Here is a 25,075-nt window from a genome sequence, read left to right on the forward strand (position 1 = left end):
GGAGGACAGCCAGATGACCACGATCGTCACCGAGGAGCCGGCCGAGCGCACCAGCGCCGACCGGGTCGCCACCGGGGGAGCGCCCACAGCGCCGGACGGGCACGCCGCGCTGCGCCGGCACGGTGTGGCGGCGCTGGTGGTCTTCCTGCTCTGCGTGGGCCTGCTGGCCTGGAGCTGGGTGCGCTTCGACCGGGCACAGCACGACCCCCGGCGGATCGATGCCGCGACCCGCGACGCGGTGGTGGCGGCGACCACCCGCGACGTCGCCACCCTCAACACCTTCGACAGCGCGCACGTGGGCCAGGCGCTCGCGACCTGGCAGGCCGTGACGACCGGCGACCTGCACGACCAGATGTCGCGGGTCAGCGCCAAGGAGCGCACGGCTCTGGCTGCCACGCGCTCGGTGTCCACCGGCCGGGTGGCCGAGGTGGCCGTGACCGGCCTCGACAGCCACGCCGGCACCGCCGATGCGATGACCTTCGTGACCGTGACGGTGCAGCCCGCCCAGGGTCGCGCGCACGTCCTGCGCCACCGCTACCGCGTCGAGCTGCGCGAGGTGAGCGGCACCTGGCTGGTGTCGAGCATCGTCCCGATCGAGGTGGCACAGCGATGACCACGCGCATCTGGCGGCGGGCCGTCGTCTCGCTCGGTGCCTCCGCGGTGGCCGCGGCCGTGTGCTCCTCGGTCCTGCTGGACCGCACCGGCGCGCTGCACGCGGCCGCCGACGGCAACTCCGCCGTGGCCGACCGTGCCGCGACCAGCCAGGTCGTGCAGGCGGTCCGCGCCGATCTCGCCGCGGTGCTGTCCTACGACTACCGGCACCCCGACCGACCACGGAAGGCCGCGTCGCAGGTCCTGGTCGGCGACGCGCTGCACCAGTACGACCGCCTGTACGGCGCTCTCGCCGGGGTCGGGCGGCAGCAGCGGCTGGTGTACCGGGGATCGCTGCTGGACGTCGGCGTCCAGCGCCTCACCGGCACCGACGCCCAGCTGCTCGTCTTCATGAACCAGATGTCGACACGAGGGACCGACGGAGCCGTGAACGTCGCGCCCACCCAGATCAAGGTCGCGGCCCAACACCTGGAGGGGACATGGAAGATTTCATCGATCGAGCTGCTGTGACCCGAGCGGTCGCACGTCCTCGTGGCGCAGCCCCGCGCGGCGGATGTCCGGGTCTCCCGGCGGAGCTGGCGGCGGTCGCGCGACCCCTGATCGGCCCGATGACCGAGCAGATCGCCAAGGTCATCCAGCAGCGGGTGGCGGCGTACGCCGGGGCGCAGAGCGACTGGAGCGGCGCGATGATCGTCAAGGCGGTCCGGGTCGGCATCACCGACTTCGTCGACCGCATCGCCGGCGAGCGCACCCACCGCGCGGAGGTCGACGACGTGTTCCAGAAGGTCGGCCGGACCGAGGCGCTCAGCGGCCGGTCGCTGGAGCACCTGCGCTCGACCATGCTGATCGCGACCCGCTGCGCGTGGCTCACGATCCATCGCACCTGCCGCGACTACGACATCCCCGACGGGATGCTGGGCCGCATCGGCGACGCGCTGTTCGCCCACATGGACCACCTCGAGCAGCAGATGACGCTGGGCCACCGCGCGGCCGTCATGGAGCTGCAGCACGACTCCCAGCGCTGGCGCGGGTCGCTCGCCGCCGAGCTGCTCGCCGAGAGCCCGACCCGCGACGTCGCCCAGCTGGCCGCCCACACCGGGTGGCGGCTGCCCGACCTGCTGCAGGTGATCGCCATCAGCACCCCGCGCGACGAGCCGATGCCGGACCTCTCCGGGCTCCCCGAGGCGGCGCTGGTCCACCGCGCCCACCCGGTCTCCGCGGTCATCGGCTCTCCCGAGACGATCGAGCGCGCCCGGCACCGGCTGGTCCACCTCCTCGGCTCGGGCACGAGTGCCGCGACCAGCTGGCCGGTCGCCGTCCAGCACGGCGCATCGGCGTTCCGGTGGGCGTCGCGCGCGCTGCAGCTGCGGCACCTGGGCGTGATCCCCGGGACCGGGATGATCGAGTGCGTCGACTTCGTGGCCCAGCTGTGGGTGAACTCCGAGCCGCTGATGCGCGAGCTGGTGATCCAGCGCGAGCTCGCGCCGCTGCTGAGCGAGGCGCCCCGCAGCCGCCAGGTGCTCTCCGAGACGCTGCTGCTCCTGTTGGAGACCGGGGGGAGTGCTCCGGCACTGGCCGCGCGGCTCGGCGTACACCCCCAGACGGTGCGGTACAGGATGCGGCGGCTGCGCGAGCTGTTCGGGGACCGGCTGGACGCGGACGAGAACCTCACCCTGCTGCTGGCCCTGCGCGCGACGCTGCCGCGTTGGCGGGCGGGCTACCTGGACGAGGAGCCGCAGCCCGCGGCCTGAGCCGTCAGCGAGAGGGGGCTGTCCGGGATCTCCCGGACAGCCCCCTCCGACGCTCGGGATCAGTCCCGCGCGAGGCTGGCCGCGTGCAGGGCGACCTCGGTCTCGATCCGCCACTGCGGGTCCTCGAGACGCGCCCCGAAGAGGTCGCGCAGCTGTCGCATGCGGTAGCGCACCGTCTGCGGGTGCACCCCGAGCGCCTCGGCCATGTCGGCGACGTCGCCGCGCAGGCTCAGCCAGCACCCCAGCGTCTCCATCATCCGCTCCCGCCTGCTGGCGGTGAGCCCGTCGAGGGCCGCGAGGTGGTGGGAGCGCAGGCACGCGCCGAGGTGCGGGTGCTCGGTGAGCAGCAGGGACAGCACGTGGTCCTCGGTCCGGGCGACGCTCGTGTGCGTGACCTGGCCGCTCTCCTGCATCCGCAGCAGCCGGCGCGCCCAGTGCAGCGAGTCGGCAGCGTGCTCGGTGGGGACGGGCGGTCCCACGGCGAGCGAGGTCACCTGCAGGGCTCGCCGGAGGTCGTCGCAGACCTGCGGATCGGCGGCGCCGGGCACGAGCAGGATGGTCCGGGTGGTGCTGGTGTCGGTCAGGACCTCGCCGGGGAGGCGACCGGTCTCGACCTCGGCGCCCGGCGCGCGGACGGCGACCACGGCGGTGACCTGCGCGGGCAGCGGCCAGTCGGCGCGCTCCGCGTGCTCGGCGAGGGCCCGCGGGTCGGACGGGCCGTCGATCAGGACGCGGACGAGCTCGCGTCGTGACGCGGCCAGGTCGCCGCGGCTCGCCAGCGCGTCGGTGTGGCCCTCGCGCGCGAGGGCGGTCATCTCGGCGAGGTAGCCGAAGAGCTCGTCGGCGATGCGCGACTGCACCCGGGACGGGACCTGCGCGCGCTCGGCGAGCTGGACGAACCGCCGCCAGGACACCCGTACGCCGACACGCAGCGCCGTCTCCAGCGCGACCAGCCCGTCGGGCTCCCCGGCCTGGAGCCGGCCGAGCTGCCGGCAGATCTCGTCGCGCTCGGGGAGCCGGCGGTAGGGCATCTGCAGCCGGTCCAGGAAGGTCGTGACGTTGAGGGTGACCGCGCGCGCCGCCTGGGCCCGGTGCTGCTCGACGAGGGGTCGCAGCGAGGGGACGACCCGGCAGACGGTGCTCAGGACGTCGGCCGAGAGGGCGGGAAGGTCCGCACGGATGTGGGCGATCACCTGCGGCGGGACGGGCGCCGTCGCGGCTCTCGCGTTCCTCGCGGTCACGGGCAGCGCGGTCACGGTCACGGTCGTCTCCTCGGATCGGTGGCACCGGGCGGCGCCACCGATCCAGGTGTATCCCCGGGCCGGCCGTGCGGCAGCGGCCGGGCGTCGGCCCGCCCGTCGCCGTGTCCGAGCTGTGATCGGGCGTTGTGGCCGCGATGACAAACGGGGCTCCCGGTCCGGGGGCCCCGTTGTCACGCGCAGGGGGCCGGCGTCAGGAGGTGGGCGCCGTCGGCGTGAGCGTCACGTCGACGGTGTTGCCCGGTCCCGGGGCCACCATGTTGAGCGCCGCGGTGGCGTAGCCGCAGTTGGCGAAGCTGGGGAGGCTGTAGCTGCCGGTGAGCGCTCCGCCCTTGACCGGGTCGAACCCGGCGCCCGACCGCAGCGGGATCTGGGCCGGCGTGGTGGTCTGGCAGGAGGCGCCACCGCCCACCGGGAACCCGAACAGCGTGATGCTGGGCAGCCTCACGAGGACCTGCGAGGTCGACGTGAGCCCCGTCGGCGACAGTTGCCCGGTCGTGGATCCGACGGTGGCGAAGGTGACGCTGGCCGTCACCGGCAGGAAGCCGTAGAGCTTGAACGAGGTGGTCGTGGGGCTCAGCCCGAGGGTCGCGGTGAAGGCGCCGGTGCCGGTGGTCAGCGTGGCGGCCACCGTGCCGGAGAGGTGGGCGTCCGAGCCGGGCGCGGCCAGGTGCGTGGTGCCCTGCAGCCCGTAGGTGTAGCTGACCGTGCTCGGCTGGCTGGGCGGCGTCGTCACCTGCACCGCGGACGAGGCCGGCGAGACGTTCCCGGCCGCGTCGTGCGCCTTCACGGTGAAGGAGTACGACGTCGCGGGCGACAGCCCCGACACGGTGGTGCTGGTCCCGGTCACGGTGGCGACCGGGGTGCCGTCGCGGAGGACGTCGTACCCGGTCACGCCGACGTTGTCGGTCGAGCCGGTCCAGCTGAGGTTGGTGGCGGTCGACGTCGTACCGGAGGCGGTGAGGGCGCCCGGTGCCGTCGGCGGGGTCGTGTCCGCGGTGCTGCCGGTGGCCTGCACGGTGGCGACCACGCCACCCTGGCCCGGGTCCAGGGTGCAGTCGGAGTCGAAGGTGTCGAGGCCCGTCGTACGGCCGCCCGCGTCGTGCGGCGTGACGGTGAGCAGCATCGAGTCGATCGTGACGGTCCAGGTGCCGGCGGTCGGGAAGGTGAGCGGCGCGATCGTCGCCGAGGCGTCGACCTGGACCGGCCCGGACGACGGGATCTGGGTGGTCGCGACCTTGGCCGGCACCTTGAGCGGGAGCGCGCTGCCCGACGGGGAGACGAGGGACTCGCTGGTCAGGGCCGTGCCGTCGAGGCTGGCGGCGCCGACGGTGCGCAGGCCGCCCGCGGTCGCGCTGTCGATCGTGGCGACGGCCGTGACGTTCACCTGCCCGGTCGAGGCGCCGGCCGCGATCGACGTCGGCAGGCTGGTGCCGATCTGCAGGGTCACCGGCTGCTGGCCCATCAGCGGGAACGCGCAGTGGAACTGCAATGTGGCGGTGGAGTCGGCGGCCGCGGGGGAGGGGTGCGAGGCGCCGGCGGCGACCGCGGCCGCCGTCAGGGCGGCGCCGCTCGCGGCGACGGCGACGGCCCGACGCACCTGGTGGCGGTTGATCATCGTGGTCCCCTTCAGCAGTTCGTGGTCGCGGGCTTGCCGGCGAACCGGTCGGCGAGGAACGCCATGACGTCGTCGTTGGCCCAGGAGATCGGTGAGATGTGGGACGCCGGGGTCTTCCCGAGGCTGCTGGTGTCGTAGGTCTTCCAGGTCACCTGCACGCCCTTGGCGCAGTAGGTCTTGTGCAGCGCGTCGTCCTGGGCGAAGTCGACGAGACCGTCGGTGGTGCCGTGGTACTCGAGCACCGGCACCGGGACGGCGGTGTTGCCGAGCGTGCTCTGGCTGACCCGGGTCAGCCAGGTGATGTTGCTCAGCGGGTTGGTGGTCGTGTAGTCCGCGAGCGTCTTGCCCTGGTACTTCTGCAGCAGGTCGAGCGCGCAGTCGCCGTTCTCCATCTGCGCGAAGGCCTGCTTGCCCGCGTCGTTGAGATAGCTCTGCAGGTTCAGCTCGGGGTAGGCGTTGTCGAGGCCGATCAGCGCGATGGCCAGCAGGCCGAACCCGCTCGACCCGTTGAGGGGCAGCGCGACCTGCGACAGGTTGCCCGGTACGCCGCCGGCGGCGATCCCCTTCAGCGGCAGGCTCGGTGCGTACGTCGGCTGCAGCTGGCCCGCCCACAGGACGGCAGCACCGCCCTGGGAGTAGCCGCGCAGCGTGACCGGCGAGCTGGCCGACAGGCCGTCGGCGGGCAGCGACTGGGCCGCGCGCACCATGTCGAGGACGGCCGGCCCCATCGCGGGCCCGGTCATGTACGTCGCCGACGGGTCGGCGTGGTAGCCCTCGTAGTCGGGCACCGCGACGGCGTACCCGGCCCGCAGCATGGCGTTGACCGCGGGCTGCTCGTAGAAGGAGCCGCCGGCGATCATCTTCGACGGCGCACAGTTGAACGACAGGCCCTGGGTGCCGGGGGCGAAGCCGACGATCGGGGCGTGCGCCGCGTCGACGCCCTTGGGCACCAGCACCGTCCCGGTCGTCGCGATCGCCGCTCCGCTGGCGTCGGTCGACCGGTACATCACCTGCCACGCGTTCGCGATGGCCTGGGTGGTGCTCGGTCCCGCGGGGGCCACCCGCGACCGGATGACGTCGCCGGGGTTGCCCGCCGGCAGCGGGCTCGGCGGCGTGTAGAACGCGTCATCGAGGGTCGTCGTCGACGCGCTGACCGTGGCCGGGGCTGCGGCCTGCGCGCGGTCGGCCGCGACGCCCGCTCCGCTCAGGGTGACGATCGAGCCGAGCAGTCCGGCCGCGGCCAGCACGGCGTACGAGCGGCGCTGCAGGTGGGCGGGGAGTTCGGGCTTCCTCACGGTCGTTCCTCTCGGTGAGACGTCCTCATCCGCGGATGCTCGCACCGCTCCGCGGGTGTCCGCTGGGGCCGCGGCGGCATCCGGGTGAGGGTTGTCACGGCCGGACAATTCGCGGCCGCGAAGCGCGCGATCCGCGCCAGACAGGCGGCCCGTTAACGCGGAGCGGGCGCTGCGGCGTACCCGAGGTAACAGGGATGACCAGCGCCGCCCCCTTCGATGACGAGGGGGTTGCCGACACCTCCCGTCGGGCCGCGAGGAACGTGCGCACAACGGAACTGAACCGTGATGGTCGGGAAATCGGACCGCCGGATCCGTTCGACATCGTCCTTGTCATGGCACCGGTGATCCGGTGCCGCCGCTCTCGCGCACCGCTCCCGCCGAGACACCCGACCAGCAACGACCGGAATACGACCGGAAAGAGGTCTGATGAGCCTGGACGTCCCCACCACCGTGACGCGGAGGCACGCCGCGGTCGCCGCCGCTCTGTCCGGCGCAGCCCTCGTCGTGGTCGGCTACGCCTCGGGATGGGGGCTGACCCTGCCGGTCGCGGGGAGCGTCGTGGCCGGGTCCGCGCCGGTGACCACCCGGCCCGCAGCACGCCCGGCGGCCGCATCCCCGATGGCGATGCCGGCCCACCACTACGTCGGGTCCGGTCCGGCCGTGGCCCCGGCGGGCTCGGGTCCCACGGCCGCCGCCTCGCCCGCCTCGGCGTCCCCGACGACCTCCCCGACGACCATCCCGACGTCGCCCGCACCGACCTCCGGGCCGAGCAGCCCGCCCTCCTCGCCGGCCGGTGCGGGCGGCGGCTGCACCGGCGTACGCCCGATGCTCCGGACCCTGATCCAGCACGTCGACGCGGGCCACCTCGAGGAGTCGCCCACCCAGCAGGTCGCGGACCTCCTCGACCTCGACCAGTACGCCGCGACCCACACCACGCTCCTCGGCAACCTGCTCCAGCCGCTGCTGGGCGGCGCCTCCAGCGACCTCGAGGTCCTGCTGCAGCACATCGACGCCGGCCACCTCGAGGAGTCGCCCTCCCAACAGGTCGCCGACCTGTTGAAGACCGACCAGTACGTCAAGACCCACACCGTGCTCATCGAGAGCCTGCTGAAGCCGCTCGTCGGCGACAGCACCTGCTGACGAGGAGATGTCCATGCCGACCGTGATGCCGACCGTGATGCCGACCGTGACGCCCCGCACCTCCGTCCGCCTGCTTCTGGCCGCACTCGTCGCGATCCTCGCCGTCCTCGGCATCGGGATCGCGGGCTCGCCGGCCCAGGCCCACAACGAGCTCACGAGGTCCACTCCGGCGAACGGGGCCACCGTCAAGGCCGTCCCGCACTGGGCGACGCTGACCTTCGAGGAGGAGATCGGCGGGCCGCAGGACCTCACCGTCCGTTTCCACGGCCGGAAGCTCGCGATCCAGCGGGTCGCGGGCGACCCGACGGCGGCCCGGGTCGACCTCACGCCGGCACAGGGCGCACGCCGCGTGCTGCTGTCGTGGAGCAACATCGACGCCGAGGACGGGCACGCCAGCAGCGGCACCATCTTCTTCGAGGTCCGTGGCGCCACCGGTGCGTCCCTGGCCGGTACGCCGGCGGCCGGCGACCCCTCCGGACCCGACACCGCCGCCCTCGACCGCTGGTCGGTGCTGTCGCACGTCGTCGGCTACCTCGCCGCGGCGATCTTCCTGGGCGGGCTGCTGTTCGTCGCGCTGCTGTGGCGCGAGGGCGCCGACGAGCGGCGTACCCGGATGATGCTGGGCGGCTCGGTCCTGGCCGGCCTGCTGGCCGCCCTGCTCGGGCTGTGGGTCGACGTCCAGCGACTGCCCACGGCGTCGGTGGGCGACGTGCTGATCAGCGACTACGCCCGCGCCACCACGGGGCTGCTGCTGTTCTGGGTGCTCGCCGCGATCGTCCTCACCGCGCTGCTGCGCGAGGGCCGCGCCGCGGTCGCGAACACCGCCTGGCGGGTGGGCGCCGTCGTCGTCGCCTTCGGCCTGATCCGTACGACGGGCATGACGGCCCACGCGACGCACGCGGCCACCCCGTGGCTGGGTGCCGTCGCCGACTTCCTGCACCTCAGCGGCGTCAGCGCGTGGCTCGGCGGGCTACTGGTGCTGTGCATCGGCCTGCTGCCGCGGCGCGACCTGCGCCAGCTCGCGGCGGTCGTGCCGTCGTACTCCAAGGTCGCCATGATCGCCGTCGGGGCCATCGTCGCCTCCGGGCTGGTGATGCTCTACGAGCTGGCGACCCCGATCGAGCACTTCTGGTCGACGCACTACGCCCACGTGCTGCTGGTCAAGCTCGCGCTGTTCGCCGCCGTGATGGCGGCGGCGATGGGCAGCAAGCGCTGGGTCGACCGCTCCCTGGACCGGGCGGTCGCCGCCGGCAGCACCGCATCGGCACGCTCCTTCGCCACCTCGGTGGCCGTCGAGGCCGTGCTCGCGATCGGCGTCCTGTCGGCCGCGAGCGTGCTCGTGACCTCGAGCCCGGGTGTCTGAGGCACCCCCCACGATCCGCTCGGCAACGGGGCCGGGCACCTCCGCACCACCCATGCACCAATGCAGCACGGAAAGGCTCCCACCATGAGACCAGACCAGCCCCAGCCCCGGATGCCGTCGGCAGGGAAGTGGCGCCTGACGGTGGCACTCGTGGCCGCCGGAGCGGCCGCGGTCTTCTCGCTCAGCCAGATCGGCTCGGCGAGTCAGGCACAGACATCGGCCCACCTGGCGATGACCAAGACCTCGACGAGCACCGCGCGGTCGGCCACCGGTCGCGCCGTCGTGAGGTCGGCGTCGTCGGCCCGGCCCGCGAGCTCCAAGGCGCCCGCCAGCGCGTTGACCATCAAGATCCAGAACTACGCGTTCTCCGTGCCGGCCGCCAAGGTCAAGGTCGGCCAGACGGTCACGTGGATCAACATGGACACCGCACCGCACACCGTCACGGTGAGCTCGGGGCCGGTGAAGTTCACCTCCCCGAACCTGCAGAAGGGCGACACCTTCAGCTACACCTTCACCAAGGCGGGGACCTACTCCTACTACTGCGCCGTCCACCCGGACATGAAGGCGACGGTCACCGTCACGGGCACCAGCACCGGCGGCACCGGTGGCACCGGTGGCACCGGGGGCACCGGCGGGACCGGTGGCACGGGTGGCACGGGTGGCATGGGCGGCATGGGCGGGGGCAGCACCGACTGCACCGGTGCCCGGGTCGCCCTGGACACCTTCCTGCAGCACGTGTACTCCGGCCACCTCGAGGAGAGCCTCGGCCAGCAGGCCGGGGACATCTCGAACGTGGACCAGTACGCCAAGACCCACACGGTCCTGGTGGAGAACCTGCTCAAGCCCCTGGTCGGGGGCGGTGAGGACACGCTGAACACGTTCCTCCAGCACGTCTACGCCGGCCACCTCGACGAGGGACTCGGCCAGCAGGCCGGGGACATCCTCAACCTCGACCAGTACGTCAAGACCCACACCGTCCTGATCGAGAACATGGTCGCTCCGCTCGTCGGAAGCGAGAGCTGCTGACCGGTCCGACCTGCCCGACCTGCCCGGCCCGGCCGACGATCCGTCGGCCGGGCCGGGCACCCGTCCCTCCCACGTCGAAGGGGTCCGCATGTCCCACCCGTCTCCCGCACGCACCCCGGCCGCCCGCACCCGCGCGGCCGTGCTGGTCGCCACCGTCCTCACCGCGCTGCTCGGCGCCCTCGCCCTCGGCGCGAGCCCGGCGCATGCGGCGCAGCACACCATCACCATCAAGCAGTACGCCTTCCAGCCCGGCTCGATGAGCATCCGTCAGGGCGACACGATCACCTGGACCAACCAGGACAGCGTCGGCCACGACGTCGAGGTCACCAACGGCCCGGCGAGCTTCCACTCGCCGATGCTCTCGCAGGGCCAGAGCTGGAGCTTCACCTTCAGCGCCCCGGGGACCTACTCCTACATCTGCAGCGTGCACCCCGACATGCGCGCGACGGTGACGGTGGCCGCCGCCCCGGCCCCGCCCGCCGCGCAGCCGGCAGCGCAGCCACCGGCGCAGCACCAGTCCGCGGCCGGTACGACGACGACCACCCACTCCGGCCGCTCCGCCCCCAGGCACGCCGCCCGGGGCGGCACGAAGCCGGCGAAGCAGCCCGCGGCAGCGCCGACCGCCGCGCCGGCCCCGTCCGTGGTCACACCGGGGACCGACGCCGCCCTGGACCCGTTGCTGCTCGTCGCCGGGCTCGCGGTCGCGGTGGTGGTGTTCTGCCTGCTGCTGCTGACCTCGCGCCCCGAGCGGCCGCTGCTCGCTCCCGCCGACCCGGCGCCCGCTCCCGGGGGCGACCACCGGGCCGACGCCGCCGATCACGACACCGCCGTCGACCTGCCGGCGGTCGACAAGGTGCCGGTCTCGTAGGCGCGTCGATGACTCGTGCCTGCCCCCGGTCTTTGGGGGGTTAACCCCCCTGACGTCGTACGACGGCGACGGGAGAGTGGACGTGCCGGAGCTACCCGGCACCCGACACTTCCTGGGGGACACCGTGAAGACCCATGCCCGTCTCGCCGCTGCGTTCTCGGTCGCCGCGCTGGTCTCTGCCGCCGCCGCAGGGTGCGGCTCCCAGGACGACACCAGCAACGCCACCGATCCCGCGTCAGTGGCGTCGTCGACGCCGACGCTGAGCGCCCAGCAGACCGCCGCGTGCGCGGCTCTGCTCAAGGTGCCGGTCCTCATCCCGCAGATGGGCCACGGCGACGGCCCGCCGAGCCCGAAGGTGCTGGCCAAGGTCGAGACCGCGATGAAGACGATCGCGGGCGGCACGACCGGCCGGGCCCGGGCCGCGGCGACGTCGGTCGCCAGCACGATCGACGAGGCGACGTCGACGAAGAACTTCAAGCTGCTCGAGGCCGACGACTTCCAGGCGAGCCTGCTCGCCCCGGGCGTGGCGGGCGTGACGACCTGCGGCTTCCCGGAGACCGACGCGCGGATCGTCGAGATGGCGCCCATGAAGAAGGGCGACACCCCGATGTTCCACTACCGGGGCGTGCCCGCGACGATGACGGCCGGCACCCACAGCATCAAGATCACCAGTCAGTCCGGCAACTTCCACGAGATGACGTTCGTCCGGGTCAAGGACGCCACCACCAGGCCGAAGGACCTCCTCGACCTGCCGGACAAGCAGTTCGCGAAGGTGGCGGCCGGGGCGCCGTTCCTCACGCTGGTCGCGCCGAAGGGGACGTCGTACCTCAACGTGGACCTCAAGCCGGGTCGCTACATCGTGTTCTGCCACGTGCCGCTGATGGACAAGAAGGGCAACCTGATCATGGGCTCGCGCGGCCCGATCTGGCACTTCGACCTCGGCATGGCCACCGCGCTGACCGTCAGCTGATCCGCCGGAACCAGCGGTGGAACCAGGGATCTCGCGTCGCCGGCTGTTGAGCACGGCCGGCGGCGCGGCCATGGTCGCGGTGCTTCCGGTGCTCGACGGGTGTGGGGCCCGCCGCGCACCGGAAGCCGTGCCGGCGGCCGGCCCGCTCACCGGCCGGCAGGAGTTCGCGCAGACCGGGTTCCTGCTCAACAGCCAGCTCACCCTGCCGCCCCGGTTCACCCGCCCGCTGCCGCCGGCGAGCCCGCTCCCGCCGGTCCGCAGCGACGCCACCACCGACTTCTACGAGCTGGTCGCCAAGCCCGGCGAGGCGGAGATCATCGCCGGCCTCACCACCCCGATCTGGGGGTACGACGGCGGGTTCCCCGGCCCTCTCTTCGAGTCGCACCGCGGCCGGCGCATGAGCGTGCGGCTCACCAACGAGCTGCCGGTGCCGGTCGTGCGCCACCTGCACGGCGGGCTGACGCCGTCGCCGTCGGACGGCTACCCGCTGGACCTGGTCCTGCCGCGCGGCGGCTGGACCCACCCGATCCACCCCGGGGGCCGGATCCACCACGGCGTCCAGGAGCAGGTGTACCCGCTCCCGCAGCGCGCCTCGATGCTCTGGTACCACGACCACCGGATGGACTTCACCGCCCCGCAGGTGTGGAAGGGCCTGGTCGGGATGCACCTGCACCGCGACGACGAGGAGGCCGCGCTCGGCCTGCCCGACGGCGACCACGAGATCCCGCTGATCCTCACCGACCGCTCCTTCGGCCCCTCGGGCGAGCTGCTGTACCCGGCGATGGATCCCACGCTGACGCGGCGGATGGGGGTGCTGCCGAAGTGGGGCAACGGGGTGCTCGGCGACGTCGCCCTCGTCAACGGCATGCACGCCCCCTACGTCGAGGTACGCCGCGGCACCTACCGCCTCCGCATCGCCAACGCCAGCAACGCACGTCGCTACCACCTGACCCTCGATCCGCTGCCCGGGGCGGGGGAGCCGTTCGTCCAGATCGGCACCGACGGCGGCCTGATGGCGGCGCCGATGGTGATCCGCAGCTTCCTGATGAGCCCGGCGGAGCGGGTCGACGTGGTCGTCGACTTCTCCCGCTACGCGGTGGGGGACCGGGTGGTCCTCACCAACGAGCTGGCCTCCGAGCACACGACCCAGCTGCTGCAGTTCCGGGTCGTGGCCGACGACGACCGTCCGGCGTGGCAGCCGCCGGAGCGGTTGGGCGACGTACCGTCCATCGACGCCGGCGCGGCCGTGCGCACGCGGCGGTTCACCTTCTCCCGGGTGCCGATGCACGGCGGTGCGATGTTCCTGATCGCCGGCGAGATGTTCGCCGCCGACGTGGTCGCGGCGGCGCCGCGGCAGGGGGACGTCGAGATCTGGGAGCTGCGCTCGGACCTCGAGCACCCGGTGCACCTGCACAACACACACTTCCGGGTCCTGGGTGACGACGGCCCGGCCGCGCTCAAGGACGTGGTGCCGCTCACTCCGAACGACACCGTCCGGATCGTGGTGCGCTTCGCCAGCTTCCGCGGTCGCTACCTGTTCCACTGTCACAACCTCGAGCACGAGGACATGGGGATGATGGCGACCTACCTGATCCGCTGAGCCGCCGGTCAGGGGTGGGTGAACACGCAGAACGTGTGGCCGGCCGGGTCGGCGTACACCCGCAGCGGCTCCTCGGCATCCTCGGTGCGGTCCAGGCGCACCACCGCACCGAGGGCGAGCAGACGCTCGTGCTGCTCCTCCATCTCCTCGCGCGTCGCCGCCAGGAAGTCCAGGTGCGCCTGCTGCGGCACCTCGCCCGACGGCCAGGTCGTGGCACGCAGCTCCGGCACCTGCTGGAACGAGATCCGGACGCCCTCGGGCCCGATGATGCTCAGCCAGTCGTCGAAGTCGGCGGGGTCGTAGCCGGCGGGGTAGTCCCACCCCGTCAGGGCGCGGTAGAACTCGGCCAGCTCGTGCACGTCGAGGCAGTCGAGGACGACGGATCTCAAGGTCGGGTGGGAGGCCATGTCCCGACCCTGCCACCCACCACCGACAGCGCGCCTGCCTCAGGAAATCGGGCGCGGCCGTGCCGGTCCCGGTGGAACACTGTCGGCCGTGGGTCATGTCGAGGTCGCCGGGGTGCGCTACGAGCTGCCCGACGGCCGGGTGCTGCTCGACGACGTGTCGTTCCGCATCGGCGAGGGCGCCAAGGTGGCCCTGGTGGGCGCGAACGGCGCCGGCAAGACCACGTTGATGCGGATGATCACCGGCCAGCTGCAGCCGCACGCCGGCGCGATCACCCGCTCCGGGGGCCTCGGGGTCATGCACCAGAGCGTCGGTCGCGGCGTCGCCGGCATCGGCGACCCGACCGTCCAGGACCTGCTGCTCAGCGTGGCCCCGGCCCGGGTGCAGGCGGCGGCGCGCGAGGTCGACCGGTGCGAGCTCGCGCTGATGGAGGCCGATGACGAGCGGCTGCAGATGGACTACGCGCACGCGCTGGGGGAGTACGCCGACGCGGGCGGCTACGACATCGAGGTCACGTGGGACGTGGTCACCATGGCCGCCCTGTCGATCCCCTACGACCGTGCCCGGCACCGCAGCCTGTCGACGCTCAGCGGAGGCGAGCAGAAGCGGCTGGTGCTGGAGTACCTGCTGCGCGGGCCGGACGACGTGCTCCTCCTCGACGAGCCGGACAACTTCCTCGACGTGCCGTCCAAGATCTGGCTCGAGGGCCGGATCACCGAGAGCGCGAAGACGATCATGGTGATCAGCCACGACCGCGAGCTGCTCCGCAACACCGCGACCCGCGTGGTGACCGTCGAGCTGGGTGCCGCCGGCAACCTGGTGTGGACCCACCCGGGTGGCTATGCGTCGTACCACCAGGCGCGCACCGACCGCTTCGCGCGCTTCGAGGAGCTGCGCAAGCGGTGGGACGAGGAGCACGCGAAGCTGCGCGAGCAGATGCTGATGTACAAGCAGAAGGCGGCGTACAACAGCGACATGTCCAGCCGCTACCACGCGGCCGAGACCCGCCTGCGCAGGTTCGAGGAGGCCGGGCCGCCGACCGAGCAGCCGCGTCAGCAGAACGTCGTGATGCGGCTGCGCGGCGGACGCACCGGCAAGCGCGCGGTCATCTGTGAGGACCTCGAGCTGACCGGCCTGATGCGGCCCTTCGACCTCGAGGTCTGGTACGGCGAGCGCGTGGCCGTCCTCGGCTCCAACGGCTCGGGCAAGAGCCACTTCCTGCGGCTGCTGGCCGGCGAGCCGGTCGCCCACACCGGCGTCGCGCGCCTCGGCGCCCGGGTCCACCCCGGCTACTTCGTGCAGACCCACGACCACCCCGAGCTGCGTGGCCGCACGCTGCTCGAGATCCTGCACCGCGGCGACGACCACCGCGAGGGCATGGGGCGCGAGGAGGCCAGCCGGGTCCTGGACCGCTACGAGCTCGCCATCGCGGCCGAACAGACCTTCGAGGCCCTCTCCGGCGGGCAGCAGGCGCGCTTCCAGATCCTGCTGCTCGAGCTCTCCGGCGCGACCCTGCTGCTCCTCGACGAGCCGACCGACAACCTCGACGTGCAGAGCGCCGAGGCCTTGGAGGCCGGCCTGGCGGCCTTCGACGGCACGGTCATCGCGGTGACCCACGACCGCTGGTTCGCGCGCGGCTTCGACCGCTTCCTGGTGTACGGCGCCGACGGCACCGTCTACGAGTCCGACGAGCCGGTCTGGGACGAGCGCCGGGTGGTCCGGGGGCGCTGAGCGCTACCGTGGAGCGGGTGGACGACAGCACGCTGGCCCGGTTCCTCGCCCCCGACGGGAGCCTGCGCACGCTGCCGTCCAAGCACTCCAAGCTGCTGGTCGTCCTGGACCACGTGGTGCAGTCCTTCGACCTCGGCGTGGTCTACCCCGAGGCCGAGGTCAACGAGATCCTGCGCCGCTTCCATCCCGATGTGGCCGCGCTGCGTCGGTACCTGGTCGACGACCGGTTCCTCACCCGGCGCGAGGGCCATTACTGGCGGTCGGGCGGGACGGTCGACCTCGACACGGTGTGAGTCGGGTGGGACGGGGGAGCCGCGTGTCGGATTCGAACCGACGGCTTTCGCATTACAAGGGCGACACTCTGGCCAACTGAGTTAACGCGGCGCGTGCCTGTCAGGGCACACGCACATCGTAGTCAGCGGGAGATCGTCGGCGTTCACGCCCCGTTTGGTGCTGCGGTACGTCGATGGGCGACCATGGTGCGAGCCACACACCGCCGACTCGGAAGGCCCCCACCCGTGTCCGTCGCCAAGACCTACAGCCGCCGCATGTTCCTCACCTACCAGGAGCTCATCGACGGGAGCGGGCGTGATCTCGACGCCGCCGTCGACCGCTACGCCGCGGCCAACCGCAACGTGAACCTGGAGCAGCGGATCACCTTCGCGCAGTGGTTCGCGGAGACCGCGCCGCGGGGGACACGCGCCAAGTAGGGCGGGGCGGCCAGCTCAGGGCTGCTCGAACAGGCTCGGGAAAGTGAGCGCCCGCCACGGGCGCCGTCCCCCGACGACCTGGAGTCCGTGCCGCGCGGCGGCGAGGTTGCCGTAGCGGCCGTAGAGCGACAGCAGCAGCGTGCTGGCCGGCGCCTTGATCACGGCGTGCGGCCGGTCGCCCTCGGCTCGCGGCCGGCTGATCGCCGTGCGGTCGACGACGTGGGTGACCCACGGCCGGGCGCCCGGGAGCCGCATCTCGATCAGCACGTCCTTGCCGGCGGCGCGCTCCTGGTCGACGTACCCCGGGATGATCTGCTGGACGCCGGCGAGGACCAGCAGCGCGTCGCGCTCGGGGAGCGTCCACGGCGCCTTCACCGCTCGCGCGATGTCGTAGCCGTGGATGCGGAGCTCGCCGATCCAGTTCGTCGCACCGGACGTTGCGTCGATGAACTCGCCGCCGTGGAACGGGAAGATCCGGCCCTTCCCGACGGCGCCGCGGAGGAAGTGGCTGATCTCGCCGGCGCAGTCCTCGAGGCGGGTGAGGATCTCCGCGTACGGCACGTCGGCGAGGGCAGCGACCTCGGCGTCGTTGATGCTGTCCAGGTCACGCGGGCCCTCCGCCCGCCGGTAGGTGCCGGTGGCCGCGACGCTCGTGTACCGCTGCGCGACGGTGTACACGTGCGCCACGACGTCGCGCACCGACCAGTGCTCGCCCACCCGGGCGGTCGGATCGCTCGACCTCGCGAGCGCGACGAAGTCCTGCCGGGCACGGTTGATCGCCGCCTCGAGCTCGTCGATGTCGGTGTCGGTCATCAGGATCGCGTCGGTGCTCACGGCTGGTCCCCCTCGATTCAACTACTCCATGTTGGAGTAAAGGTACTGCTCCAACATGGAGTACTGTCAAGGAGTGGTTCGGACAAGTTCTTCGTCGTACGCCGTTCTCGGGCTCCTCGCGCTCCGGGACTGGACCGCCTATGAGCTGGTGCAGCAGACCCAGCGCAGCATGCGGCTGTTCTGGCCGCGCTCGGAGGCGCACGTCTATGCCGAGCTGAAGCGGCTCGTCGCCGCCGGGTGGGCCGATGCCGCGGAGGAGCCAGCCGGCAAGCGCAGCCGCACCCGCTACGCGATCACGCCGGAGGGGCGCGATGCGCTCGAGGACTGGCTCGGGACGACGCCGGCCGCGCCTGTGTTCGAGATGGAGGCGGTGCTGCGCCTCTTCTTCGCCGACCAGGGCACGCCGGAGCAGGTGGTCGCCTCGCTCGCCGTGCTGCGCAAGCAGGTCGGTGCCTGGGAGGTCCTCGGGCCCGCCCTCATGCGTCCGTACGTCGAGGGGGAGGGCCCGTTCCCGGAGCGGCTGCACCTGCTGCTGCCGCTCGTCGAGCTCTACCGCGACCTCTTCCGCCTGCTCGGTCGCTGGGCGGAGTCCACCGCGGAGCGTGTGGCCGATTGGGAGGCGACCGGTCCGCGGCCGCCGTCGGACGCGGACATCGCCGAGATCCGGCGCTACATCGCCGAGGCGCATCCCGAATACGAAACCCTTTCGTTCGGAAACTAGAACGCGTTACAGTTAGCGCGCAGTTCCGGCAGCGAGAGGGAATCGAGACATGGCCAAGCGCCCGTCGTACAGCAACGAGGCCGACTACGTGGTGGTCGGCTCCGGCAGCTCCGGAGGCATCATCGCCGCCCGGCTCGCGGAGTCCGGGGCGAGCGTGATCCTGCTCGAGGCCGGCAAGTCCGACGACAAGGGCATGCACGGCTACTTCACCAAGAAGCCCGGCATGATCGGCCCGATGCACTCCGAGCCCAAGCTCGAGAGGCTCTTCGACTGGGGCTACCGCTCGGTGCCGCAGCCGGGCCTGGACGGTCGCCGCATGCCGGCGCCGCGCGGCAAGGTGATGGGCGGGTCGAGCTCGGTCAACGGCATGGTCTACGTGCGCGGCAACCGCGCCAACTACGACTCCTGGGCCGCCGAGGGCAACACCGGCTGGTCGGCCGACGAGGTCAACGCCGCGTTCAAGCGCTACGAGGACTTCGAGGACGGCGAGAACGACTACCGCGGCGCGGGCGGGCCGATCAAGATCACCCGCAACAAGACGCCGCAGGACGCCACGCTGCAGTTCATCCAGGCCACCGCCGACACCCTCGGCGTGAAGATCCTCGATGACTACAACGCTGCGGAGCAGGAGGGCATCTCCCGCATGCAGCAGAACATCAAGGACGGCCTGCGCTACTCCTCGACCCGCGGCCACATCCACCAGCGCAAGCCGCAGGGCCTCGAGGTCCAGACCGAGGTCCTCGCCACGAAGATCGTCATCGAGAACGGCCGCGCCACCGGTGTCCAGGTGCTCGACCAGGGCAAGCACGGCGGCACCCGCCGCGTCGTACGCGCGGGCAGGGAGGTCATCGTCTCCGGTGGCTTCGTCAACAGCCCCCAGCTGCTCATGCTCTCCGGCATCGGCCATGCCGACCACCTGGCCGCCCTCGGCATCGACGTCGTCGCGGACCTGCCTGTCGGCGACAACCTGCACGACCACCTGTTCCACCCGCTGAGCTTCCACGTCCCGTCGGTGCAGTACCGCGGCAACCCGTGGACCTTCTTCAAGGGCATGGCGCGCGACCTCACGGTCGGCGGGTCGTTCCTCGACAACTCGGTCTTCGAGTCGGTCGGCTTCGTGCGCAGCTCGCTGGCCACCAACATCCCCGACATCCAGCTGCACATGCTGCCGTGGGCCTACCCGAGCCCGAACCAGGACGAGCCGATCCGGCACATCCCGGACCCCCGGCCCGCGCTCACGATCTTCTCCACCCTGATCTATCCCAAGAGCCGGGGGACGCTGCGCCTCGCGTCGGCCGACCCGACGGCCGCGCCGCTCATCGACTACGGCTACTTCACCGAGCCCGACGACGTCGAGGTGCTCGCCCAGGGCACCGAGATGATCCGCGAGATCATGGCCGGCGCCGCGTTCGGCGGGGGAGTCAAGGCCGAGATCCACCCGGGCCCGTCGATCCCCAACGGTGCCGAGCTCCGCACGGCACTCAGGAACCGCTCCACCTCGGTCTACCACGGCGTCGGCACCTGCCGGATGGGCGTGGACGACCGCGCGGTGGTCGGCCCGGACCTGAAGGTCCGCGGCATCGAGGGGCTGCGCGTCGCCGACGCCTCGATCATGCCGTCGATCACCGGCGGCAACACCAACGCTCCGTGCTACATGATCGGCGAGCGGGCCGTCGACTTCATCCTGGGTCGGGCATGAGTACGCCGCGCCCCGCATCGATCACCGACGAGCTCCTCGAGCGCCTGGTCTCCCGCGTCCCCGGCCGGACCGGCGCGACGTGGAAGCTCACCGAGGTCTACTCCGGCGACGTACTCGTCGAGCTGCCGCAGTCCACGCCCGAGGACATCGAGGAGGCCTTCGCGCGCGCCCGCAAGGCGCAGGAGCTGTGGGCGCAGTGGCCGGTCAAGCGGCGGCTCGAGGTCTTCGACCGCGCGCACGCGCTGCTTGTCGACAACGCGCACACGACCGCCGACCTGATCCAGGCCGAGAGCGGCAAGAACCGGCGGATGGCGATCGAGGAGACCTGCGACCCGCCGATGATCATCAGCCACTACCTCAAGCGTGCGCCGAAGCTGCTCGCCCCGAAGAAGCACGGCGGGCCGGTCCCGATCGTGTCCTCCTCGACCGAGGTCCGCGTGCCCAAGGGCGTCGTCGGCATCATCGCGCCGTGGAACTTCCCGTTCGCCACGGGCCTCTCCGACGCGATCCCCGCGCTGATGGCCGGGAACGCCGTCGTGGTGAAGCCGGACAACAAGACCGCGCTCTCGCCGCTCTACGGCATCTCCCTGCTGGAGGAGGCGGGCCTGCCGAAGGACCTGTTCCAGGTCGTCTGCGGCGAGGGACCGGACGTCGGCCCGACGCTGATCGACAGCGCGGACTACGTCATGTTCACCGGCTCCACCGCGACCGGTCGCGTGATCGGCGAGCGCGCCGGGAAGAACCTGATCGGCTGCTGCCTCGAGCTCGGCGGCAAGAACCCGATGATCGTCCTCGACGACGTCGACAAGGCCGAGTGGGTGGAGTCGGCGACGTTCGGCGTCTTCGGCAACACCGGCCAGATCTGCATGCACATCGAGCGGATCTACCTGCCCGAGAGCCGGTACGACGAGCTCCGCGACGCCCTCGTCGAGCGCGCGGCCAACCTGCGGATCGGTGCGGCGTACGACTTCGGCCCGGAGATCGGCTCGCTGGTCTCCCCGGACCACATGGAGCGCGTCGCCTCGCACGTGGCCGACGCGGTCGCCAAGGGCGCCAGGGTCCTGACCGGTGGCCGGGCGCGGCCGGACCTCGGCCCGGCGTTCTTCGAGCCGACCGTGCTCGAGGGCGTCACCAAGGACATGCTCGCCGGGTCGACCGAGACCTTCGGCCCGGTCGTCGGCCTGTACCCGTACCGCACGGTCGACGAGGCGGTGAAGCTCGCCAACGACACCGACTACGGCCTCAACGCCTCGGTCTGGAGCGGCTCGATCTCGCGGGCCGAGGAGGTCGCGGCGCGGATCGAGTCCGGCAACGTCAACATCAACGACGCGCTCGCCACGGCGTACGCCTCCAAGGCCTCGCCCTCCGGCGGCGTCAAGAAGTCCGGCGTCGGGGCCCGTCACGGCGACCAGGGCCTGCTCAAGTACACCGACGCCAAGAACGTCGCGGTCCTCAAGAAGCAGGTCCTCGGCGCCCGCCCCGGCCAGGACTACGACGCCTACGTCAAGCAGATGCTGTCCGGCCTGAAGATGATGAAGCGGCTCCACATCCGCTGACCCGCCGTCGTACCTGACGAACGCGTTGGGTCCGGACTGACAACCCACGCGTTCGTCAGGGAGAACGGTCGATCAGGCCTCGATGGCCTCGGGCTTCTCGGACGGGGCGACGCCGGCGATCCGGATCTTGCGCGGCTTCGCCTTCTCCGCGACCGGGACGGCCAGTCGGAGCACGCCGGCCTCGTACGCCGCCTCGATGTGCTCCAGGTCCAGGTTGTCGCCCAGCACCAGCTGGCGGCTGAACTGGCCGTGGACGCGCTCGGAGGCGAGGCGCTGCCAGTCGCCGTTGCCGGCGACGCGCTCGGCCCGCACGGTCAGCACGTTGCGCTCGACGTCGATGTCGATGCTCTCGGGCGCCACGCCGGGCAGGTCGAACTCGATGAGGAACTTGTCGCCCTGGCGCCAGGCGTCCATCGGCATGACGGCCGGGCGGTTGGTGGTGCCGTTGCCGAGCAGCTGGCTCGTCAGCCGGTCGAAGTCACGGAACGGGTCGGTGGTGCGCAGCAACATGGTGCTTCCTCCTTCGCATGTGGGTTGCTTGTCGAGGGGAGATCGATGCGTGAACGATCTGTATTGATCGTTATAGATCATCTGATCCCGTCGTTCAAGCTACGATCGTGCTCAGGATGAGCAGGATGCTCAGGAGGTGAGCCGGATGTCGGAGCGTGCGCGGGGCGTGTTCGCGATCTCGGTCGCGGCCGAGCTGGTCCAGATGGAGGTCCAGAACCTCCGGGTCTATGAGCGGCGCGGCCTGCTCACGCCCGACCGGTCCGCGGGCGGCACGCGCCTCTACAGCCGCGCCGACATCGACACGCTGCACCGCATCCGCGAGCTGCTGGCCGACGGGCTGAACCTGGCCGGGATCCGGCGGGTCCTCGAGCTCGAGGCCGAGCTGGCGCGGGCGCGCGCGGACCTGGCACGCCTGCGCTCGCGTCGGTCCTGAGGCCGCGCGGCCCAAAAATTAGGGTGCATCCCCCATGCGCCAGCCTGAGGCCTAGGACGAGGCTCGACCCAGGCTCGCGAAGGAGGAAGCGATGAGACGCTGGGTGGTAGTGGGGCTCGCGATGACGGTCATCCCGGCGGCGGGCGCGCTCTCGGCACCGGCCCGCGCTTCCGCAGGTACGCCGACGTGGCTGTTCGACTACGGCATCGCTCGTGCGGGCAGCGATCTCATCCCGGCGCTGACCAACGTGACGGCGCTCGGGCCGGGCAGCGACGGGCGCGTCCAGCTGGCCTTCCCCGACCGCGTCGACGAGCTGACAGATGCGGGGGAGCGCAGCCGGACGATGGCGGTCCCGACCCCGGTGGCGGTGTCGTCCGACGGCCACCGGGACTTCGTCGCGCTCGCGGGGGGCAACGGCATCCGGGTCTATCCCGACGACAGCGCCGTTCCCGTCACCTGGGATGCCGGGCGGACCGTCACGGCGATGGCCGTCGAGACGGCGGACCCCGCGTTCGACGAGGAGGTCGTGTGGGTGGCGGACGACCCCGACCCGGGCGCCGGCCCCTCGCCTCGGATCGCGGCCTTCGACTCCACCGGGGACCTGATCACGTCGTTCCCGTCGCGCGTCGCGCACGTCACCGGTCTCGCAGCCCTCCCGAGCGGCACGCTGCTGGCGTTGGACGGACCGGCCGGCGTGGTGCAGCGGCTGACGGCCCAGGGCATCCCGGTCGGTCGCTTCGGCAGCACCGGCGCGGGTGCCGGGCAGGTCAGCTCCCCGCTCGGCATCGCGGCGGACGCGGCGGGGACGGTGTTCATCGCCGATACGGGCAACTCCCGCGTCGACATCTTCGACGGCGCCGGCGACTACCAGGGCCAGTTCGGCGCCCATGTCGACTTCGGGACCGGAGTCGAGCAGATCTACCGCCCCGGCGAGTTCTCCGCTCCGCGCAGCGTCGTCGTGGACTGCATCGGCCGGCTGCACGTGCTCGACGTCGCACCCGTCGGTCCGCAGGGACGGGTCGCCGTCTTCGACGGCGTCGCCGCGCCGACCGGGCACTGCTTCGGGCCGGCCACGGACGGGTTCGCCGGACCGAAGGGCGGCGTCGTCGCCGTGGACCGCGCAGGTGACGTGTACGTCGCGACAGCCGACTCGATCTCGAAGTTCACCGCGTCCGGACGGCTCGTCACCTCATGGGCGTCGCCGGCGAGTGGCTCGGGTCGTTGGACCAGCGCGGCGTCGATCGCGGTCTCCCCGGCCGGGGAGGTCTACCTCGTCGACAGCGAGGCGAAGCGGGTGCTGGAGTTCCACGCGGCCGGGCGCTTCGTCCGCGGCTGGTCCGGAGGCGATGGCTACGGGCCGATCTCGATCGGGGTGCGACCCGCGGACGGACACCTGTTCGTCGTCTACCTGGACCACGCCGTCGACGAGTTCGCGGCGGACGGTCGCTTCGTGGGCCAGCTCAAGCTGGCTCCGCTGGACCGCGTGGACGTCTGGGGATGGCATCTCGGGTTCGACGGAAACACCCTCCTGGTCCCCGTCCAGCAGCAGGGACCCCCCTATCGCACCGCGGTCGAGCGCTTCGACCGCAACGACGGCTACCTGAGCCAGGTTCCCGGCCCCGGCCGGGCTGTCGAGGACGACTTCCTGTTCGGTGTCGCCCCGTATCCAGGCGGGGGCTATCTCCTCGACGCTGCGCCGAGCACAGGATCCGGGTACATCGACGGGATCGCATCGGGGCTGGTCGACGTCAGCCCGAGCGGCACGGTCGGTCGGGTCGCCGAGCCGCTGATCCCGGTGGGCACGGCGCCGAGCGGTGGGCTCGCGGTCGACTGCGCGGGACGGATCATCGGCGACAACTTCGTCACCGGCCGGGTCTTCCGGCTGCAGACGTCGGGCACGGTCTGCCGCTGGCTGCCGACCGCCACGACCGGGCCGGTCACGACCAGCACGACGAGCAGCCTCGTGATCCGCGCAACGGTGAACCCGTCTGCCCAGGTCACCAGGGTCCGCGTGCAGTACGGCGCCACGGCGGCGCACGGCCACGTGACGCCCTGGATCACCCTGCCGAGCGACAACGTCGCCCTGGTCCGGTCCGTCACCCTCGCGGGACTGGCGCACGCGCACCGTTGCCACTACCGGGTGCAGGCAATCAACGCCTCGGGCACGGTTGTCGGCCGCGACGCCACCGGCACGACCCGTTAGGCGACCTGCAGCGACCGCTTCGACAGTCCCATCCAGAAGCCGTCGATCACCTGGATGCCGGGCTCCGAGGGGTCGCTGGCGGCGCCGAGCGTGACGAACAGCGGGCTGTAGTGCTCGACCGTCGGGTGGGCGTACGGCATCCCCGGCGCCTTCGAGCGGTACGCCGCCAGGGTGTCGACGTCGCCGCGGGCCATCGCCTCGCCGGCCCAGGCGTCGAACTCCGTCGACCAGCCGGGCGCGTCGGCCTCGATCCGCCAGTCCTTGAGGAAGGGCAGGCCGTGGGTGAGGAAGCCCGAGCCGATGATCAGCACGCCCTCCTCGCGCAGCGGGCGGAGTCGCTCGCCGAGCGCCAGCAGCCGCTCCGGGTCGTGGGTGGGCAGGGACATCTGCAGCACCGGGATGTCCGCGTCGGGGTACATGATCTTCAGCGGCACCCACGCGCCGTGGTCCAGGCCGCGGGAGGTGTGCTGGTGCACCGGCTCGGTGTCGGGCATCATCGCCGCGATCCGCGCGGCCAGCGCCGTGGAGTCCGGTGTCTGGTAGGTCATCCGGTAGTACTTCTCGGCGAAGCCGCCGAAGTCGTAGACCAGGGGAGCGCCGTTCGCGGACAGCGAGACGGGCGCCGACTCCCAGTGCGCGCTGACGATGAGGATCGCCTTGGGTCGCGGCAGGTCGCCGGCCCAAGCGGCCAGCTGGCCGGACCAGATCGGGTCGTCGAGCAGCGGCGGAGCGCCATGGCCGATGTACAGCGCGGGCATCAGATCGTTCATG

General features: G+C 72.0%; 24 protein-coding genes and 1 tRNA gene. 17 read left to right on the forward strand and 8 right to left on the reverse strand.

Annotation, left to right across the window (positions count from 1 at the left end; translation table 11 throughout):
- The first annotated feature begins 13 nt into the window (after nucleotides 1–13).
- The 3 genes from ACYU8V_RS01635 (at nucleotide 14) to ACYU8V_RS01645 (ending at nucleotide 2,363) form a co-directional block, all read left to right on the forward strand.
- Nucleotides 14–613, forward strand: coding sequence for a hypothetical protein (locus tag ACYU8V_RS01635; RefSeq protein WP_460844690.1), 600 nt, complete (start codon nucleotides 14–16; stop codon nucleotides 611–613).
- Nucleotides 610–1,122 (forward strand): hypothetical protein, encoded by a 513-nt coding sequence (locus ACYU8V_RS01640; protein ID WP_460844691.1) that lies wholly within the window; start codon nucleotides 610–612, stop codon nucleotides 1,120–1,122. Before ACYU8V_RS01635 ends, ACYU8V_RS01640 begins: the two co-directional genes overlap by 4 nt.
- A gap of 98 nt (nucleotides 1,123–1,220) precedes the next feature.
- A complete protein-coding gene (locus ACYU8V_RS01645; RefSeq protein WP_460844692.1) occupies nucleotides 1,221–2,363 on the forward strand; it encodes a helix-turn-helix domain-containing protein in 1,143 nt (380 codons plus the stop codon).
- A gap of 59 nt (nucleotides 2,364–2,422) precedes the next feature.
- Here the strand turns inward: ACYU8V_RS01645 and ACYU8V_RS01650 are convergent, their stop codons facing one another.
- The 3 genes from ACYU8V_RS01650 to ACYU8V_RS01660 all read right to left on the reverse strand — a co-directional run bounded on the left by ACYU8V_RS01650 (nucleotide 2,423) and on the right by ACYU8V_RS01660 (nucleotide 6,535).
- Nucleotides 2,423–3,625 (reverse strand): PucR family transcriptional regulator, encoded by a 1,203-nt coding sequence (locus tag ACYU8V_RS01650; RefSeq protein ID WP_460844693.1) that lies wholly within the window; start codon nucleotides 3,623–3,625, stop codon nucleotides 2,423–2,425.
- Between the two features lie 190 nt (nucleotides 3,626–3,815).
- Nucleotides 3,816–5,240, reverse strand: coding sequence for a DUF6801 domain-containing protein (locus ACYU8V_RS01655; RefSeq protein ID WP_460844694.1), 1,425 nt, complete (start codon nucleotides 5,238–5,240; stop codon nucleotides 3,816–3,818).
- A gap of 11 nt (nucleotides 5,241–5,251) precedes the next feature.
- Nucleotides 5,252–6,535 carry a lipase family protein gene (locus ACYU8V_RS01660; RefSeq protein ID WP_460844695.1) on the reverse strand — a complete coding sequence of 428 codons (1,284 nt, stop codon included), beginning with the start codon at nucleotides 6,533–6,535 and terminating at the stop codon, nucleotides 5,252–5,254.
- A 426-nt stretch (nucleotides 6,536–6,961) separates the two neighbouring features.
- Between ACYU8V_RS01660 and ACYU8V_RS01665 the strand changes: the two genes are divergently transcribed.
- The 6 genes from ACYU8V_RS01665 (at nucleotide 6,962) to ACYU8V_RS01690 (ending at nucleotide 13,502) form a co-directional block, all read left to right on the forward strand.
- Complete coding sequence (locus ACYU8V_RS01665; RefSeq protein ID WP_460844696.1) at nucleotides 6,962–7,675, forward strand: hypothetical protein; 714 nt, start codon at nucleotides 6,962–6,964, stop codon at nucleotides 7,673–7,675.
- Between the two features lie 13 nt (nucleotides 7,676–7,688).
- On the forward strand, nucleotides 7,689–9,038 hold the full coding sequence (locus ACYU8V_RS01670) for a copper resistance CopC/CopD family protein (protein ID WP_460844697.1): 1,350 nt from the start codon (nucleotides 7,689–7,691) through the stop codon (nucleotides 9,036–9,038).
- A gap of 84 nt (nucleotides 9,039–9,122) precedes the next feature.
- The gene (locus tag ACYU8V_RS01675) at nucleotides 9,123–10,064 is read left to right on the forward strand and encodes a cupredoxin domain-containing protein (RefSeq protein ID WP_460844698.1); all 942 of its coding nucleotides are present in this window, start codon (nucleotides 9,123–9,125) and stop codon (nucleotides 10,062–10,064) included.
- 88 nt (nucleotides 10,065–10,152) lie between these two features.
- Nucleotides 10,153–10,932 carry a cupredoxin domain-containing protein gene (locus tag ACYU8V_RS01680; RefSeq protein WP_460844699.1) on the forward strand — a complete coding sequence of 260 codons (780 nt, stop codon included), beginning with the start codon at nucleotides 10,153–10,155 and terminating at the stop codon, nucleotides 10,930–10,932.
- Nucleotides 10,933–11,014: 82 nt separating this feature from the next.
- Nucleotides 11,015–11,902 (forward strand): hypothetical protein, encoded by an 888-nt coding sequence (locus ACYU8V_RS01685; RefSeq protein ID WP_460844700.1) that lies wholly within the window; start codon nucleotides 11,015–11,017, stop codon nucleotides 11,900–11,902.
- Nucleotides 11,903–11,918: 16 nt separating this feature from the next.
- Complete coding sequence (locus tag ACYU8V_RS01690; protein ID WP_460844701.1) at nucleotides 11,919–13,502, forward strand: multicopper oxidase family protein; 1,584 nt, start codon at nucleotides 11,919–11,921, stop codon at nucleotides 13,500–13,502.
- 8 nt (nucleotides 13,503–13,510) lie between these two features.
- Here ACYU8V_RS01690 and ACYU8V_RS01695 read toward each other — a convergent pair whose 3' ends face one another.
- Nucleotides 13,511–13,909, reverse strand: coding sequence for a VOC family protein (locus tag ACYU8V_RS01695; protein ID WP_460844702.1), 399 nt, complete (start codon nucleotides 13,907–13,909; stop codon nucleotides 13,511–13,513).
- Nucleotides 13,910–13,997: 88 nt separating this feature from the next.
- Here ACYU8V_RS01695 and ACYU8V_RS01700 point away from each other — a divergent pair, with 88 nt between their 5' ends.
- Both ACYU8V_RS01700 and ACYU8V_RS01705 read left to right on the forward strand, forming a co-directional pair.
- Complete coding sequence (locus ACYU8V_RS01700; protein WP_460844703.1) at nucleotides 13,998–15,638, forward strand: ABC-F family ATP-binding cassette domain-containing protein; 1,641 nt, start codon at nucleotides 13,998–14,000, stop codon at nucleotides 15,636–15,638.
- A gap of 17 nt (nucleotides 15,639–15,655) precedes the next feature.
- Complete coding sequence (locus ACYU8V_RS01705; protein ID WP_460844704.1) at nucleotides 15,656–15,931, forward strand: DUF2087 domain-containing protein; 276 nt, start codon at nucleotides 15,656–15,658, stop codon at nucleotides 15,929–15,931.
- Nucleotides 15,932–15,948: 17 nt separating this feature from the next.
- On the opposite strand, the gene ACYU8V_RS01710 is transcribed toward ACYU8V_RS01705, so the two are convergent.
- Nucleotides 15,949–16,022, reverse strand: a tRNA-Thr gene (locus ACYU8V_RS01710).
- Nucleotides 16,023–16,156: 134 nt separating this feature from the next.
- Here ACYU8V_RS01710 and ACYU8V_RS01715 point away from each other — a divergent pair.
- Entirely contained in the window at nucleotides 16,157–16,348 is a 192-nt protein-coding gene (locus ACYU8V_RS01715) for a hypothetical protein (protein WP_460844705.1), read from the forward strand.
- A 15-nt stretch (nucleotides 16,349–16,363) separates the two neighbouring features.
- Here ACYU8V_RS01715 and ACYU8V_RS01720 read toward each other — a convergent pair whose 3' ends face one another.
- Nucleotides 16,364–17,182, reverse strand: coding sequence for a maleylpyruvate isomerase N-terminal domain-containing protein (locus tag ACYU8V_RS01720; protein ID WP_460844706.1), 819 nt, complete (start codon nucleotides 17,180–17,182; stop codon nucleotides 16,364–16,366).
- A gap of 73 nt (nucleotides 17,183–17,255) precedes the next feature.
- Between ACYU8V_RS01720 and ACYU8V_RS01725 the strand changes: the two genes are divergently transcribed.
- From ACYU8V_RS01725 to ACYU8V_RS01735, 3 genes are read left to right on the forward strand one after another with little or no spacing between them, the layout of a single operon-like run.
- Nucleotides 17,256–17,903: a PadR family transcriptional regulator gene (locus ACYU8V_RS01725; RefSeq protein WP_460844707.1), complete on the forward strand. Its 648-nt coding sequence runs from the start codon at nucleotides 17,256–17,258 to the stop codon at nucleotides 17,901–17,903.
- 49 nt (nucleotides 17,904–17,952) lie between these two features.
- Nucleotides 17,953–19,602: a GMC family oxidoreductase gene (locus ACYU8V_RS01730; RefSeq protein ID WP_460844708.1), complete on the forward strand. Its 1,650-nt coding sequence runs from the start codon at nucleotides 17,953–17,955 to the stop codon at nucleotides 19,600–19,602.
- Nucleotides 19,599–21,158: a succinic semialdehyde dehydrogenase gene (locus ACYU8V_RS01735; RefSeq protein WP_460844709.1), complete on the forward strand. Its 1,560-nt coding sequence runs from the start codon at nucleotides 19,599–19,601 to the stop codon at nucleotides 21,156–21,158. Before ACYU8V_RS01730 ends, ACYU8V_RS01735 begins: the two co-directional genes overlap by 4 nt.
- 72 nt (nucleotides 21,159–21,230) lie before the next feature.
- Here ACYU8V_RS01735 and ACYU8V_RS01740 read toward each other — a convergent pair whose 3' ends face one another.
- Nucleotides 21,231–21,668, reverse strand: coding sequence for an Hsp20/alpha crystallin family protein (locus ACYU8V_RS01740; protein ID WP_460844710.1), 438 nt, complete (start codon nucleotides 21,666–21,668; stop codon nucleotides 21,231–21,233).
- Nucleotides 21,669–21,813: 145 nt separating this feature from the next.
- On the opposite strand from ACYU8V_RS01740, the gene ACYU8V_RS01745 reads away from it, so the two are divergent.
- Both ACYU8V_RS01745 and ACYU8V_RS01750 read left to right on the forward strand, forming a co-directional pair.
- Complete coding sequence (locus ACYU8V_RS01745) at nucleotides 21,814–22,101, forward strand: MerR family transcriptional regulator (protein WP_460844711.1); 288 nt, start codon at nucleotides 21,814–21,816, stop codon at nucleotides 22,099–22,101.
- Nucleotides 22,102–22,192: 91 nt separating this feature from the next.
- Nucleotides 22,193–24,304, forward strand: coding sequence for a hypothetical protein (locus tag ACYU8V_RS01750; RefSeq protein WP_460844712.1), 2,112 nt, complete (start codon nucleotides 22,193–22,195; stop codon nucleotides 24,302–24,304).
- Here ACYU8V_RS01750 and ACYU8V_RS01755 read toward each other — a convergent pair.
- The gene (locus tag ACYU8V_RS01755; RefSeq protein ID WP_460844713.1) at nucleotides 24,301–25,074 is read right to left on the reverse strand and encodes a dioxygenase family protein; all 774 of its coding nucleotides are present in this window, start codon (nucleotides 25,072–25,074) and stop codon (nucleotides 24,301–24,303) included. The two genes, ACYU8V_RS01750 and ACYU8V_RS01755, sit on opposite strands and share 4 nt — an antisense overlap.
- Nucleotide 25,075 lies beyond the last annotated feature (1 nt).

Source organism: Nocardioides ultimimeridianus (genome assembly GCF_054777895.1).